Genomic DNA, 13,448 nt, shown 5'->3' with positions numbered 1-13,448 from the left:
CCGCCCACCCGAGCGGCTCCCGAAGGCGCTGCCCGTGGAGACGGTGACCCGGATCCTCGAGGCGGTCCCCACCGCGGAGCCCGCCGACCTGCGGGACCGCGCCCTGCTCGAGTTCCTCTACGGCACCGGGGCCCGCGTCTCTGAGGCCGTGGGACTGGACGTCGACGACGTCGTCGGCGTGGCGGGGGACCGGGGCGCCGGCCGGGGCGACGACGATCGGCTGCCCGTGGTGCGCCTCTTCGGCAAGGGCTCCAAGGAGCGGCTGGTTCCCGTGGGTTCGCACGCCGCCGACGCCCTCGCGGCGTGGCTCGTGCGCGGCCGACCCGCCCTCGCGGCAGCGGCGACGCGCCCGGTGCCGGCGCTGTTCCTGAATCTCCGCGGCGGGCGCCTCTCCCGGCAGTCGGCGTGGTCGATCCTCAAGGCGGCCGCCGAGCGGGCTGGCGTCGCCCAGGACGTCTCCCCGCACACCCTGCGGCACTCCTTCGCCACGCACCTGATGCAGGGCGGGGCCGACGTGCGCGTCGTGCAGGAGCTGCTGGGCCACGCGTCCGTGACCACCACCCAGGTCTACACCAGGGTCACGGCCGAGGCGCTGCGCGAGGTCTACGCGTCCGCCCACCCGCGGGCCCGCTGGACCACCTGACCCGCCACCCGTGGACGCCGCGGGGGCGGCGCCTCCCGCGGACCCCTGGTGGGATCCCGGAAGGCGCCGCCCCCGCGCGGAGACGGAACCGCTCAGCCCCGGGCCGGCAGCTCGCGCTGCGCCGTGTTCACTTTCCGGGCAGCTCGCGCTGCTCGGGGCCGTTGTAGGCCGAGAGCGGGCGGATCAGGGCGTTCGCGGCGCGCTGCTCCATGATGTGGGCGGTCCAGCCGGTGATGCGCGCGGCGATGAAGATCGGCGTGAACATCTCGGTGTCGAAGCCCATGAGGTGGTAGGTCGGGCCGGCCGGGTAGTCGAGGTTCGGCTTGATCTGCTTGGCCTCGTCCATGGCCTGCTCGAGCCCGTCGTACAGGCCGAGCATCTCCTCGCGGCCGTAGTGCTCGATCATGCGGTCCAGCGCGGCCTTCATGGTGGGCACACGGGAGTCGCCGTTCTTGTAGACGCGGTGACCGAAGCCCATGACCTTCTTCTTCTGGGCCAGGGCGTCCTCCATCCAGGCCTTCGCTCGGGCGGCGGCATCCTCGCGGGACTCCTCCTTGCGGATGCCGATCTCGTCGAAGGTGTGCATGACAGCCTCGTTGGCGCCGCCGTGCAGCGGGCCCTTGAGGGCGCCGATCGCGCCGGTGACGGCCGAGTGCAGGTCGGAGAGCGTCGAGGTGATGACGCGCGCCGTGAACGTGGAGGCGTTGAAGGAGTGCTCCGCGTACAGGACCATCGAGACGCGGAACGCATCGACGACCTCGGGGGCGGCCTCCTCGCCGAAGGACATCCAGAGGAAGTTCTGCGCGTAGTCCAGGTCCGCGCGCGGCTCCACGACCTCCTGGCCGCGGCGGCGGCGCTGATCATAGGCGACGACGGCGGGGAACGCGGCGAACAGCGCCTTCGCCTTCTCCAGCTCGGCCTCGGGGGAGGAGTCCTCCGCCTTCGGATGGTTGGCGCCCAGCACGGACACCGCGGTGCGCCCCACGTCCATCGGGTGGCAGTCGGTCGGCAGCAGGTCCACGGCGGCCTTCACCTCGGGGTCCAGCGCGCGGTGGGCGCGCTCGAACCGCTGGAACTCCTCCAGCTCCGCGTCGGTCGGCAGCTCGCCGTTCCAGAGCAGCAGCGCCACGGCCTCGAAGGGCAGCTGCGCCGCGAGGTCCTGCACCGGGTAGCCGCGGTAGAGCAGGGAGTTGGTCTCCGGGTTGACCTTGGACACCGCCGTGGTGTCCACGACGACGCCGGCCAGGCCCTTCTTGATCTCGGTCTCGGTCATGATGGGGGTCCTCTCAGAGGTTGGCGTTGTTCGAGTCGATGTCCAGCGTGGGGACGTCGAAGTTGAAGATGCCGGTGTCGAACGCGTTGTAGCCCTCGTAGTCCACGAGCTCGTACAGGCGGGCCCGGGTGAGCATCTGGTCCACCTGGGACTGCTGGGTGCCCTCCTCGCGGATGGCGTCCAGCACACGCTCCGCAGCGCCCATGGCCGAGCGGAGCAGGGTCACCGGGTAGATCACCATGGCGACGCCGGCGTCGGCCAGCTGCTGCCGGGTGAACAGCTCGGACTTGCCGAACTCGGTCATGTTGGCCAGCACGGGCACGCCCAGCGGGGCGAGCTCGCGACACACGGTCTCGAACTCGCCGATGTCCTTGAGGGCCTCGGGGAAGATCGCGTCCGCACCGGCCTCCACGAGCGCCTTCATGCGGGCGATCGCGGCGTCCAGGCCCTCCACGGCACGCAGGTCGGTGCGCGCCATGATGAGGAAGTTCGGGTCCCGGCGGGCGTCGACGGCGGCGGCGATGCGCTTGACCGCCGTGTCCAGGTCCACCATGTTCTTGCCGTCGAGGTGGCCGCAGCGCTTGGGGTTGAACTGGTCCTCGATGTGGCAGCCGGCCAGGCCGGCGTCCTCGAACTCCTGGACCGTGCGGGCCACGTTCATCGGCTCGCCGAAGCCGGTGTCGGCGTCGATCAGGCAGGGCAGGTCCGTGAGGCGGGCGATCTGTCCCCCGCGCACGGCCACCTCGGTCAGGGTGGTGAGGCCGACGTCGGGCAGGCCGAGCTCGTTGGCGAGGACGCCGCCGGAGATGTACACCCCGGGGAAGCCCTTCTCCTGGATCAGCTTGGCCGTGAGCGGGGTGAACGCGCCCGGGAACTGCTGGGCGCCGCCCTGCTTGAGGGTCTCGCGCAGGTCGATGCGCTTCTGGGCGGCGGTCTTCTTCGAGTACAGCATCAGAACAGCCCCTTCGGGGCGGCGGCGAGGTCGGCCTCGGACAGGAACGCCGGGTCGGCCAGGACGTTGAGCTGGTCGAGCTCGCCGGCCTGCAGCTCGGACAGGCGCTGCACGGCGTCCAGGAAGCGGTCCTGCTCCTCGGGGGTCACGACACCCTCCGCCAGGGTGCGGAACTTCTGGATGTACTGCTCGCGGGCGAACGGGCGGGCGCCCAGCGGGTGGGCGTCGGCGACGGCGATCTGGTCGGTGATGACCGTGCCGTCCGTGAGGGTGATCTCCACGGCGCCGCCGAAGGCCTTCTCGGAGAGGTCGTTGGAGTGGTAGCGGCGGGTCCACTCGGGGTCCTCGACGGTGGTGACCTTGTGCCACAGGGCCACGGTGTCCGGGCGGGCGGCGCGCTCGGGGGCGTAGGAGTCCACGTGGTGCCACGCGCCGTCCTGCAGGGCGACGGTGAAGATGTAAGGGACCGAGTGGTCGAGGGTCTCGCGGGAGGCCGTGGGGTCGTACTTCTGCGGGTCGTTGGCTCCGGAGCCGATCACGTAGTGGGTGTGGTGGGAGGTCTTGATGAGCACGGACTCGACGTTCTCCGGGTCCATGGCCTCCGGGTGCTCGGAGTGCAGCTTGCGGGCGAGGTCGATCCAGGCCTGGGCCTGGTACTCGGCAGAGTGCTCCTTGGTGTAGGTGTCCAGGATGCCGCGCTTGGGCTCGCCCTGCTCCGGCAGCGGTACCTCGTAGTGGGCGTCCTTGCCGTCGAGCATCCAGGCGATCACGCCGTCCTCGCCCTCGTAGATCGGCACGGGGGAGGTCTGGCCGCGCATGGCGCGGTCGGCGGCCTCGACGGCCATCTTGCCGGCGAACGCCGGGGCGTGCGCCTTCCAGGTGGAGATCTCACCCTTGCGGGACTGGCGGGTCGCCGTGGTGGTGTGCAGGCCCTGGCCGATGGCCTGGAAGACGGTCTCGGCGTCGAGGCCGAGGAGGGTGCCGATGCCGGCGGACGCGGACGGGCCGATGTGGGCGACGTGGTCGATCTTGTGCTTGTGCAGGCAGATGGACTTCACGAGGTCCACCTGGACCTCGTAGCCGGTGGCGATGCCGCGGATCAGGTCGGCGCCGGAGCGGCCGGCGTGCTGGGCGACGGCGAGGATCGGCGGGATGTTGTCGCCCGGGTGGGAGTACTCCTCCGCCAGGAAGGTGTCGTGGTAGTCGAGCTCGCGGACGGCCACGCCGTTGGCCCAGGCGGCCCACTCGGGGGAGACCTTCTGGTCCACGCCGAAGACGGTGGCGCCGGCGCCGCCCGTGGAGACCGGGTGGGACAGGGCCTGGGCGCGGGCGGCCACGATAGGGCCGCGCTTCAGGGAGGCGACGGCGACGGAGGCGTTGTCGATGATGCGGTTGATGATCATCTCCTCGACCTCGGGGAGCACCTCGACCGGGTCGACGGCGACCTCGGCGAGCTTGTGGGCGAGCTGGTCCTCGCGGGCGAGGTTGTCGGCGGAGGGATGGACGCGGACGTCGTGCTTCTTCACTGATGTGCTCCTTCGAAGGGGGTGGGGGTCAGCAGGGTGGTCGACTCCGCGGCGCGGGCGCGCCGGGTGAGATGGGTGGCCGCGTGGTGCAGGTGCACGCGGGTGGTGGCCTCGGCGAGGTCGGCGGCGCCGGCGGCCACGGCCGCGGCGATGTCCGCGTGCTCCGCCGCCGACGACGCCAGGCGGGCCGGGTCGTGCGCGGCCAGGCGCCGCAGGCGGGCCAGGTGCAGGCGCAGCGTGCGCAGCGTGGAGACCAGGTAGGGGTTGCCCGCCGCGGCGTCGAGGCCGGCGTCGAGCTCGTCGGTCAGCGTGTAGTAGCCGGCCGGCTCGTCACCGGCCTCCAGGCGCGGGACCGCCGCGAGGAACCGGTCGGCGAGGGCGCCCATGGCGGCCGCCTGGTCGGCGTCGGCCCGCTCGGCGGCCCGCCGGGCCAGCAGCGATTCCAGGGCGATGCGCAGCTCGAACAGCTGCTCCGCCTCCTCGAGGCTGACGTCGGCGACGACGACTCCCCGGCCCGGCGCCTGGGCGGCGAGTCCATCGGCCACGAGGCGGGCCAGGGCCTCTCGCACCGGGGTGCGGGAGATCCCGAGGCGCTCCGCGAGCTCGACCTCGCCCAGCACCGTGCCCGGGGGCAGGGTCCAGTCGAGGATCTCCCCGCGCAGGGCGGCATAGGCCCGGTCACTGACTCGCATGGCGCCACTGTATACAGAAACCCCGGCCGGTGTGAACGGGGGCACGGAAAAACCGCCTCTCAAGGGGTGAGAATCCGACGTGCGTGTGCGGGCGACTCCCGGCGGCGGCCCCTTATGTATGCACATCTCTTGTGCCACGTGATCCGCGCCACTATCCTCGAGCCATGGCGACCGACACCACCGCAGCCCCCCGCTCCTACGCCGACGTCCACCGCCGCTCCCTCGAGGACCGGGAGTCGTTCTGGCTCGCCGCCGCCGAGGCGATCGACTGGACCGTCCCGCCCACCCGGGCGCTCGACGACTCCGCCGCGCCCCTGTACCGCTGGTTCCCGGACGGCGTCCTGAACACGGCCCACAACTGCCTCGACCGGCACGTGGCCGCCGGCCGCGGGGAGGAGCTCGCGCTCGTCCACGACTCCGCCATGACGGGCGAGGTCACCCGCTTCACCTACGCGGAGCTCACCGCCGAGGTCGCCCGCCTGGCGGGCGCGCTCGCGGAACGCGGCGTCGGGAAGGGGGACCGCGTGCTGGTGTACCTGCCGATGATCCCGCAGGCCCCGATCGCCATGCTGGCCTGCGCCCGCCTGGGCGCGGTGCACTCCGTGGTGTTCGGCGGCTTCGCGCCGCGCGAGCTCGCGGCCCGCATCGACGACGCCACCCCGGACGTGGTGCTCACCTGCACCGGCGGCATCGAGCCCAAACGCCGCGTCGAGTACCTGCCGGCCGTGGCCGAGGCCCTCGAAATCGCCGAGCACCCCGTGCGCACCGTCCTCGTCCACCACCGCGACGGGTTCGCCACCGCCCGCAAGGACGTCGCCGACCGCGGCGGGGCGGAGTGGGAGGACTGGGCCGAGGCCGTCGCCGACGCCGCCCCCGCCGGCTGCGTGGACGTCGCCGCCACCGACCCGCTGTACATCCTCTACACCTCCGGCACCACCGGCCGGCCCAAGGGCGTGGTCCGCGACCACGGCGGCCACGCCGTGGCCCTGCGCTGGACCATGGAGAACATCTACGACGTCGGTCCCGGCCAGGTCATGTGCACCGCCTCCGACGTGGGCTGGGTGGTGGGCCACTCCTACATCGTCTACGGGCCCCTGCTGGCCGGCGCCACCACCGTCCTCTACGAGGGCAAGCCCGTGGGCACCCCCGACGCCGGTGCGTTCTGGCGTCTGATCCAGGACCACGGCGTGCGCTCCTTCTTCACCGCTCCCACCGCGCTGCGCGCCGTCCGCAAGGCCGACCCGGAGGCCGCGCTGCTGGCCGAGTACGACGTCTCCAGCCTCCGCCACTTCTTCGCCGCCGGCGAGCGCCTGGACCCGGAGACCCAGAAGTGGATCGAGGGCGTCCTGGGCATGCCGGTGATCGACCACTGGTGGCAGACCGAGACCGGCTGGGCGATCGCCGCCAACCCCGTGGGCCTGGAGGAGCTGCCCGTGAAGACCGGCTCGTCGTCGGTGCCCAGCCCGGGCTTCGACGTCGTGGTGGTCGACGGCCTCGGCACGCCCGTGGCCCCGGGGGAGGAGGGCAACATCGCGATCCGCCTCCCGCTGCCGCCCGGCACCCTCCCCACCCTCTGGAAGGCGGACCAGCGCTACGTCGACTCGTACCTGACCGCCTTCCCCGGCCACTACGCCACGGGCGACTCCGGCATCGTCGACGAGGACGGCTATGTGTTCGTCCTCGGGCGCACCGACGACGTCATCAACGTCTCCGGCCACCGCCTCTCCACCGGCGTGCTCGAGGCCGCGCTGGCCTCCCATCCGGCGGTCGCCGAGTGCGCCGTCATCGGCGTCGCGGACACCCTCAAGGGCCAGCGGCCCTCGGGCTACGTGGTGCTCAGGGCCGGCGTGGAGCGCCCCGAGCCGGGCGGCGAGGCCGAGGAGGCACTGCTCGCGGAGCTCGTGCAGACGGTGCGCCGCGAGGTCGGCCCCGTCGCCGACTTCCGCGACGTGGCCGTGGTCGAGGCGCTGCCCAAGACCCGGTCCGGCAAGATCCTGCGCAAGACCATGCGCCAGTTGGCCGACGGCGAGCAGGTCGCCGTGCCCTCGACCATCGAGGACGCCTCGGTGCTCGAGGACCTCGCGGCCGTCCTGCGGCCCGCCGGCTGAGCACCTTCCGCATGAGCGGGCCCCGCCCGTTCCACGGGCGGGGCCCGCTCATGCGGGAGGGGCCCCCGGTGCCCAGACGTACTCCTGTTCGGGGCGCCCGCGGCCCCCGTGCCGTGCGCGACGGCGCACCCGACCGATCCGCTCGAGGTGCTCCAGGTAGCGCCGCGCCGTGACGCGGGACAGGCCCAGCCCGGCGGCGGCCTCGGAGGCGCTGCGGCCGCCGTCGGCGTCGTGCACCAGGTCGAGGACCGCCTGGAGGGTGCCCGCCGAGAGGCCCTTGGGGAGTTCCTCCACGCCCCGTCGCTGACCGGCGCGGAACACGTCGTCCACGTGCTCCTGGCCGGACAGCCGCCCCGGCCCCGCGAGCAGCGCGGCCGCGCTGCGGAACCCCGTCATCCGCTGGGCGAACGCCTCGAACCCGAACGGCTTGACCAGGTACTGGACGACGCCGAGGGCGATCGCCCGCCGCACCACGGAGAGCTCCGTGGCGGCGGTGAGGGCGAGGACCCCGCCCTGGAAGCCCGCCGCGCGCAGCTGCTGCAGCAGGTCCAGGCCGTGGCCGTCCGGCAGGTTCATGTCCAGCAGGAGCACCTCGAAGGGGAAGCGGCCGTCGCGGTCGAGCGCCGCGGCCACGAGACGCCGCGCCGCGTCCACCGTGCCCACTGCACCTACCACCGTGAACCCGGGCAGGCGGGTCACGTGGTCCGCGCACGTCTGTGCGGTGAGCTCCTCGTCCTCGACGATCAGCACCCGGTAGGGCCGTTCCGCGCTCATGCCGCCTCCCCGTCCTGCTCGGGCCCCGCGGGCGGGACCTCCACCGTGAACACCGTGCCGGAGTCCGTCGCCACCTCGACGACGCCGCCCGCCTGGGACGCGATGCTGCGCACCAGGGCCAGGCCCATGCCGCGGCCCGCGATCCCGGCCGGCTTGGTGCTCCACCCCGGCTCGAACACGCGGTCCCCGTCCGGATCGAGGCCGGGCCCGCCGTCAGCCACCTGTACGAGGAGGCCGTCGGCGTCGCACGTGACGTCCGCGTCCACCCAGCGGCCGGCCGGCTCGGCGGCGTCCGCGGCGGCGTCGAGGGCGTTGTCCACCAGGTTGCCCACCACCGAGACGAGGTCGAGTGCGGCCAGGGGTGCGGGCGCCGACAGGCGCACGGCGTAGGTCAGCTCCACGCCGCGCTCCGCGGCCTGCGCGGCCTTGGCCTCCAGCAGGGCGGAGACGACGTCCTCGGCGTCCTGGTCGGGGCGGCGGTGCCGGGTGAGCACGTCGCGGGCGGCGTCCGTGCGCCCGGAGTCCAGCAGCGCCAGCGCGGTGTGCAGCTGGTTGGCGTGCTCGTGCGTCTGCGAGCGCAGCGCGGCGGTGAGCGTCCGGGACAGGGCGAGGTCGTCGGTGAGCCGCTGCAGGTCCGTGCGGTCGTGCAGCATCAGGACCCGGGTGCCGGCGGGGGCGGGGGAGATCCCCTCGCGGGCGGCGTCGTCCACGGCCCCGCCCCGCCGCGGGCGGGCCGCGCCCAGCACGCGCTGCCGGACCACGAACAGGCGGTCGCCGACGCGCGCCGGGAAGTCCGCGTCGGCGTGCTCCTCGAGTGCCCGGGCCAGCTCTTCGGGGAGGCGGGCGGCCGCAGGGACCGTGCCGTCCTCCGTGCGGGCCGGCAGCCCCAGCGCGTGCACGGCGGCGGCGTTGTGCTGGCGGATGCTCCCGTCCGGCGCGAGCACCACGAGCGAGGCCTCCAGCGAGTCCATCGCGGCGGCGGAGAGCAGGAACGACTCGGCCAGGTCCTCGGGACCCCGTCCCAGGGTGACGCGGTGCAGGTAGCGCGCCACGAGGAGGGCCGCGCCGAGGCCCGCGGCGAGGGTGAGCGCGAACGTCACCGCAAGGCGCGGCAGCTGGGCGGACGCGGCGACCTCCAGCTCGGAGACCCGCACCCCCATGGTGAGGACCCCGACGACGGCGCCCTCGGCGTCGCGGACGGGCACGAGCGCCCGCACCGAGATGCCGGCCGGACCCGTCGCCGAGACCTCCGTCCAGGACTCCCCGGCGAGCGCCCGGTCCACGGGGGCCGGATAGGCCGTGCCGACCTGCTCCGGACGCCAGCTCGCCACCCGCGTGCCTCGCGCGTCGAGCAGAGTCAGCCAGGAGACCCCCGCGTCGTCCACCACCGAGGGGATGCGCGCCTGCAGCGCCGCGGCCCCGGCAGGGGAGCCGAGGGCGTCCACGACGACCTCCTCCCGGGCGGCCAGGCGAGCGACGCCGAGCACGTGCCGCTCCTCCACCACGAAGGTGGCATCCCGGGCCTGCCGCCAGCCGGCCCAGCCGCTGAACACCGCGATCACGGACAGCAGCAGCACGAGGCTGGCCGCCACGCGGCGGGCGATGGACCAGGGGTGGCGCACGGCTGCTCCTCTTTTGCTCTGCGCTGCTCTGCGCCGCTCGGCGCTGAAGGACTCGGCGTCGTCCTCCCCCCGATCGTCTCCCGGGAGGGCGGGGTGTGACCACTATGACCGCAAGGGTGACGCGGGCCACCCCGCCGGGGGACGGTGGAGCCGTCCCCGCCGTCCGCAGGCGGGTCTTGCGAAGAAAGGCGGTGCCATGACGCACGCATCCCCCGCCGAGGCGGTCCCGGTCAAGAAGAAGGACCGGACCCACTGGCTCTACATCAGCGTGATCGCCTCGGTGATCCTGGGCGCCGCCGTGGGCCTGCTGTTCCCGGAGTTCGGCAAGTCCCTCAAGCCCCTGGGCGACGGCTTCGTCTCCCTCATCAAGATGATGATCGGCCCGGTCATCTTCTGCACGATCGTGCTGGGCATCGGGTCCATCGCGAAGGCCGCCACGGTCGGCAAGGTCGGCGGCCTGGCGCTGCTGTACTTCATCACGATGTCCACGTTCGCGCTGGCCATCGGCCTCGTGGTCGGCAACTTCGTGCACCCGGGCGAGGGCCTCAAGCTCACCCCCTACGACCCGAACAAGCCGAAGGCCCCCCTGGACTCCACGGTCCAGTTCCTCCTGGACATCATCCCGGGCTCCATGCCCGTGCTGCCCGTGCTGTTCGTCGCCCTGCTCGTGGGCTTCGCGCTCCAGCAGATGGGCCCCGCCGGCGCCCCGCTGCTGCGCGGCCTGACCCTGATCCAGGGCGTCGTCTTCCGCATCCTCATGATGATCATGTGGGTCGCCCCGCTGGGCGCGTTCGGCGCGATCGCCGCCGTCGTCGGCTCCACCGGCTGGTCCGCCATCGGCGCGATGCTCCTCCTGATGGGCGCCTTCTACCTGACCTGCATCCTGTTCATCACCCTCGTGCTCGGCACGATCCTCAAGGTCGTCACCGGGCTGAACATCTTCTCCCTGCTCAAGTACCTGGGCCGCGAGTACCTGCTGATCTTCGCCACCAGCTCCTCCGAGTCCGCCCTGCCCCGCCTCATCGCCAAGATGGAGCACGCCGGCGTGGACAAGTCCGTGGTCGGGGTGACCGTGCCCACCGGCTATTCCTTCAACCTGGACGGCACCGCCATCTACCTCACGATGGCCGCCCTGTTCGTCTCCAACGCCATGGGCATGGAGATGAACCTCGGCGAGCAGGTCGGCCTGCTCCTCTTCATGATCATCGCCTCCAAGGGCGCCGCCGGCGTCACCGGCGCGGGCCTGGCCACCTTGGCGGCCGGCCTGCAGGCGCACCGTCCGGAGCTGCTGGGCGGCATGGGCGTGATCGTGGGCATCGACAAGTTCATGTCGGAGGCCCGCGCGCTCACCAACTTCACCGGCAACGCCGTCGCCACCCTGCTCATCGGCCAGTGGGTCGGCGAGCTCGACGGGGACCGCGCCCGCCGCGTGCTCGGCGGCGAGCTGAAGTTCGACGAGGCCATGGTCGCCGGCCACGGCGACGCCGTCTTGGAGGACGCCAAGGCGCACCCCTCGATGGTCGAGCAGACCGGCGGCAGCCACGCCGCCTCCACGTACTGACCCGACCGGTCGACGACGCCGCCGGCCCGGCATCAGGATCGCTCCTGGTGCCGGGTCGGCGGCGTCTGTGCCTCCCGGCTCAGCCCAGGTCGCGGACCACGCGGAAGCCGAACATGGTGGTGGCCACCTCGGCGGAGAGGTAGGCGCCGCGGTAGTCCAGGCGCAGGTTCTGCGGCTGGTAGTTCCAAGCGCCGCCCCGGACCACCGGGAAGGGTACGGGGCCGTCGTGCACGGAGCCGTCGCCCGCCGTGCCGGAGAGGTCCTCGATCCAGTCGTCCGCCATGAACGCGCGGGCGTTGCCCGTGACGTCGTACAGCCCGAAGCCGTCGGCCTCGAACGATCCGACCGGGGCGGTGTGCGCGAAGCGGTCCGTCACGGACAGGCTCTCCCAGGGGAACCCGTTGACCGCCTGGGAGACGGTGTCGTAGGTGTTGGCGTAGCGGGCCGCCTCGTCGAGGGTGTCGCCCCAGAAGAAGGCGGTGTCGGCCCCGCCGCGGGCGGCCCACTCCCACTCGTCCTCCGTGGGCAGCCGGTCGGACTCCCCGGTGGTCTCGGAGAGCCAGTCGACGTAGGCCTGGGCGTCCTGGCGGGTCAGGGCGACGGACGGGGAGTCGGGGGTCTGCTCGAAGCCGGGGTCCAGGTAGGACAGCTCCGGGTTGAACGTCATGGCGCTGGGATCCTCCGGGTCCCACCAACGGGACCCGCCGCACACCTGGTATCCGGTGTCGTCCACGAACGCCTGGAACTGCTCCACGGTGACCTCGGTGCGACCCAGGGCGAAGGGCTCGGCAATGGTCACCTCGCGCTGGGGCAGCTCGAAGTCCCGGCGATTCTCCGGCACGCCCCAGGCCTCGTGCTCGGCGTCGGTCGAGCCGGCGGTGCAGGTGCCGGCGGGGATCACCACCATGTCGGGTCCGGCCTGGTGGTCGGAGGACACGGTGCCGGCGGGGGTGCCGGCGTCGACATCCGCGGCGGTCGACACGGGGGTGCCCGCGGCGTGCGCGGCCTGGTCGAGGCGGTCGGCCAGGGTCTGCACGATGAACCGCCACTCGTCGACGGCGCCCGTGAGCATCATGTCGTCGTCGATGGCCCCCTGCACGCAGTCGGGCGACGAGGTGTGCTCGAGCAACGCCCGGGACCCGGCGCCGGCCCGTGGGAGGGGGGGCGTCCGCGGCGTCGCCCGGGGCCGCCGACGCCGACCACCCACTAGGCTGGGTCCCCAGCAGGACGACCTCCGGCCGCGGTCCCGCGGCGTGGGGCCGTCGACGCGCCCAGACGACCACCGTGGAAGGAGCCGGCGCCGCCGTGACCCCCAAGGAACCGATCCCCGTCATGACCGTGCACGGCGAGCCCGTTCTGGGGCCCACCGGGCGCCCCAAGCACGAGTTCCCCGAGCCGACCCCGCTGGCCGGCCATGGACCTGCGCGGATCATCTCGATGGTGAACCAGAAGGGCGGCGTCGGGAAGACGACCTCCACGATCAACCTGGGGGCCGCGCTCGCGGGCTACGGCCGCAAGGTCCTCATGGTGGACTTCGACCCCCAGGGCGCCCTCTCCGCGGGCCTCGGCGCGGACCCGTACGAGCTGGACGTCACCGTCTACAACGTGCTCATGGAGCGCAAGGTCACCGCCCGGGACGCGATCCTCCCCACCGCGTTCGAGAACATGGACGTGCTGCCCGCCAACATCGACCTCTCCGCCGCCGAGGTGCAGCTGGTCAACGAGGTCGCCCGCGAGCAGGTCCTCGATCGGGCCCTGCGCCAGGTCAAGGACGACTACGACGTCGTCCTCATCGACTGCCAGCCCTCCCTGGGCCTGCTCACCGTCAACGCGCTGACCGCCTCGGACGGCGTCATCATCCCGCTCACCGCCGAGTTCTTCGCCCTGCGCGCGGTGGCGCTGCTGGTGGAGACCATCGAGAAGGTCCAGGACCGGCTCAACCCGGACCTCGAGATCGACGGCGTGCTGGCCACCATGTTCGACCAGCGCACCCTCCACTCCAAGGAGGTCGTGGGCTCGCTCGTGGACGGCTTCGGGGACCGGGTGTTCGAGACCGTGATCAAACGGTCCATCAAGTTCGCCGACGCGACCGTCGCCGCGACGCCGATCACCGTGTTCGCCGAGAACCACGACGGCGCCAAGGCCTACCGCCAGCTGGCCCGCGAGCTGATCTGCCGCGGCGGAGCGCCGTGATCCGCCGCTGACGCCGGCCCCGCACGAGGCGCCCGGCACCCGCTCCGCACGCCTGCGCGGAGCCGGGTGACGGGCGCCTCAGCGCATCCGGGCCCGATCTCTGC

Annotated in this window: 11 protein-coding genes; 4 read left to right on the top strand and 7 right to left on the bottom strand. The window is 72.9% G+C overall.

Translation table 11 applies throughout. The features are described 5' to 3' along the window. On the top strand, nucleotides 1-643 hold a 643-nt coding region (locus MHY29_RS01550), incomplete at its 5' end, for a tyrosine-type recombinase/integrase (RefSeq protein ID WP_239238020.1). A 127-nt stretch (nucleotides 644-770) separates the two neighbouring features. Here MHY29_RS01550 and MHY29_RS01545 read toward each other — a convergent pair. The 4 genes from MHY29_RS01545 to MHY29_RS01530 are packed head-to-tail and all read right to left on the bottom strand — an operon-like array spanning nucleotide 771 to nucleotide 5,086. Further along, on the bottom strand, nucleotides 771-1,916 hold the full coding sequence (locus tag MHY29_RS01545; RefSeq protein WP_224354634.1) for a bifunctional 2-methylcitrate synthase/citrate synthase: 1,146 nt from the start codon (nucleotides 1,914-1,916) through the stop codon (nucleotides 771-773). A gap of 13 nt (nucleotides 1,917-1,929) precedes the next feature. Further along, nucleotides 1,930-2,868, bottom strand: coding sequence for a methylisocitrate lyase (gene prpB / locus MHY29_RS01540; RefSeq protein WP_224354635.1), 939 nt, complete (start codon nucleotides 2,866-2,868; stop codon nucleotides 1,930-1,932). Further along, nucleotides 2,868-4,394: an MmgE/PrpD family protein gene (locus MHY29_RS01535; RefSeq protein ID WP_239238019.1), complete on the bottom strand. Its 1,527-nt coding sequence runs from the start codon at nucleotides 4,392-4,394 to the stop codon at nucleotides 2,868-2,870. The genes prpB and MHY29_RS01535 overlap by 1 nt, the downstream gene beginning before the upstream one ends. Beyond that, entirely contained in the window at nucleotides 4,391-5,086 is a 696-nt protein-coding gene (locus MHY29_RS01530) for a GntR family transcriptional regulator (RefSeq protein ID WP_239238018.1), read from the bottom strand. Before MHY29_RS01530 ends, MHY29_RS01535 begins: the two co-directional genes overlap by 4 nt. 164 nt (nucleotides 5,087-5,250) lie before the next feature. On the opposite strand from MHY29_RS01530, the gene MHY29_RS01525 reads away from it, so the two are divergent. Next, nucleotides 5,251-7,194 carry an AMP-binding protein gene (locus tag MHY29_RS01525; RefSeq protein ID WP_239238017.1) on the top strand — a complete coding sequence of 648 codons (1,944 nt, stop codon included), beginning with the start codon at nucleotides 5,251-5,253 and terminating at the stop codon, nucleotides 7,192-7,194. Between the two features lie 48 nt (nucleotides 7,195-7,242). Here MHY29_RS01525 and MHY29_RS01520 read toward each other — a convergent pair whose 3' ends face one another. Both MHY29_RS01520 and MHY29_RS01515 read right to left on the bottom strand, forming a co-directional pair. Further along, nucleotides 7,243-7,968 carry a response regulator gene (locus tag MHY29_RS01520; protein WP_239238016.1) on the bottom strand — a complete coding sequence of 242 codons (726 nt, stop codon included), beginning with the start codon at nucleotides 7,966-7,968 and terminating at the stop codon, nucleotides 7,243-7,245. Continuing rightward, nucleotides 7,965-9,590 carry an ATP-binding protein gene (locus tag MHY29_RS01515; RefSeq protein ID WP_224354640.1) on the bottom strand — a complete coding sequence of 542 codons (1,626 nt, stop codon included), beginning with the start codon at nucleotides 9,588-9,590 and terminating at the stop codon, nucleotides 7,965-7,967. Before MHY29_RS01515 ends, MHY29_RS01520 begins: the two co-directional genes overlap by 4 nt. 196 nt (nucleotides 9,591-9,786) lie before the next feature. Between MHY29_RS01515 and MHY29_RS01510 the strand changes: the two genes are divergently transcribed. Then, nucleotides 9,787-11,151, top strand: a complete 1,365-nt coding sequence (locus MHY29_RS01510; protein ID WP_224354641.1) for a cation:dicarboxylate symporter family transporter — start codon at nucleotides 9,787-9,789, stop codon at nucleotides 11,149-11,151. A gap of 79 nt (nucleotides 11,152-11,230) precedes the next feature. Here the strand turns inward: MHY29_RS01510 and MHY29_RS01505 are convergent, their stop codons facing one another. Further along, nucleotides 11,231-12,250: an SUMF1/EgtB/PvdO family nonheme iron enzyme gene (locus tag MHY29_RS01505; RefSeq protein WP_239238015.1), complete on the bottom strand. Its 1,020-nt coding sequence runs from the start codon at nucleotides 12,248-12,250 to the stop codon at nucleotides 11,231-11,233. 233 nt (nucleotides 12,251-12,483) lie between these two features. Here MHY29_RS01505 and MHY29_RS01500 point away from each other — a divergent pair, with 233 nt between their 5' ends. Beyond that, nucleotides 12,484-13,344, top strand: a complete 861-nt coding sequence (locus MHY29_RS01500; RefSeq protein ID WP_224356805.1) for a ParA family protein — start codon at nucleotides 12,484-12,486, stop codon at nucleotides 13,342-13,344. Nucleotides 13,345-13,448: the final 104 nt, after the last annotated feature.

Origin of the sequence: Micrococcus sp. ACRRV (genome assembly GCF_022346985.1) — a bacterium.
In the GTDB taxonomy this organism is placed as follows: Bacteria; Actinomycetota; Actinomycetes; order Actinomycetales; family Micrococcaceae; genus Micrococcus; species Micrococcus porci.
This window is presented reverse-complemented; position numbering and strand designations above follow the sequence as displayed.

Coding starts and splice junctions, on each gene's coding strand:
- MHY29_RS01530 (WP_239238018.1), bottom strand. CDS start 5,086: ATGCGAGTCAGTGACCGGGCCTATGCCGCCCTGCGCGGGGAGATCCTC.
- MHY29_RS01520 (WP_239238016.1), bottom strand. CDS start 7,968: ATGAGCGCGGAACGGCCCTACCGGGTGCTGATCGTCGAGGACGAGGAG.
- MHY29_RS01525 (WP_239238017.1), top strand. CDS start 5,251: ATGGCGACCGACACCACCGCAGCCCCCCGCTCCTACGCCGACGTCCAC.
- MHY29_RS01500 (WP_224356805.1), top strand. CDS start 12,484: ATGACCGTGCACGGCGAGCCCGTTCTGGGGCCCACCGGGCGCCCCAAG.
- MHY29_RS01545 (WP_224354634.1), bottom strand. CDS start 1,916: ATGACCGAGACCGAGATCAAGAAGGGCCTGGCCGGCGTCGTCGTGGAC.
- prpB (WP_224354635.1), bottom strand. CDS start 2,868: ATGCTGTACTCGAAGAAGACCGCCGCCCAGAAGCGCATCGACCTGCGC.
- MHY29_RS01510 (WP_224354641.1), top strand. CDS start 9,787: ATGACGCACGCATCCCCCGCCGAGGCGGTCCCGGTCAAGAAGAAGGAC.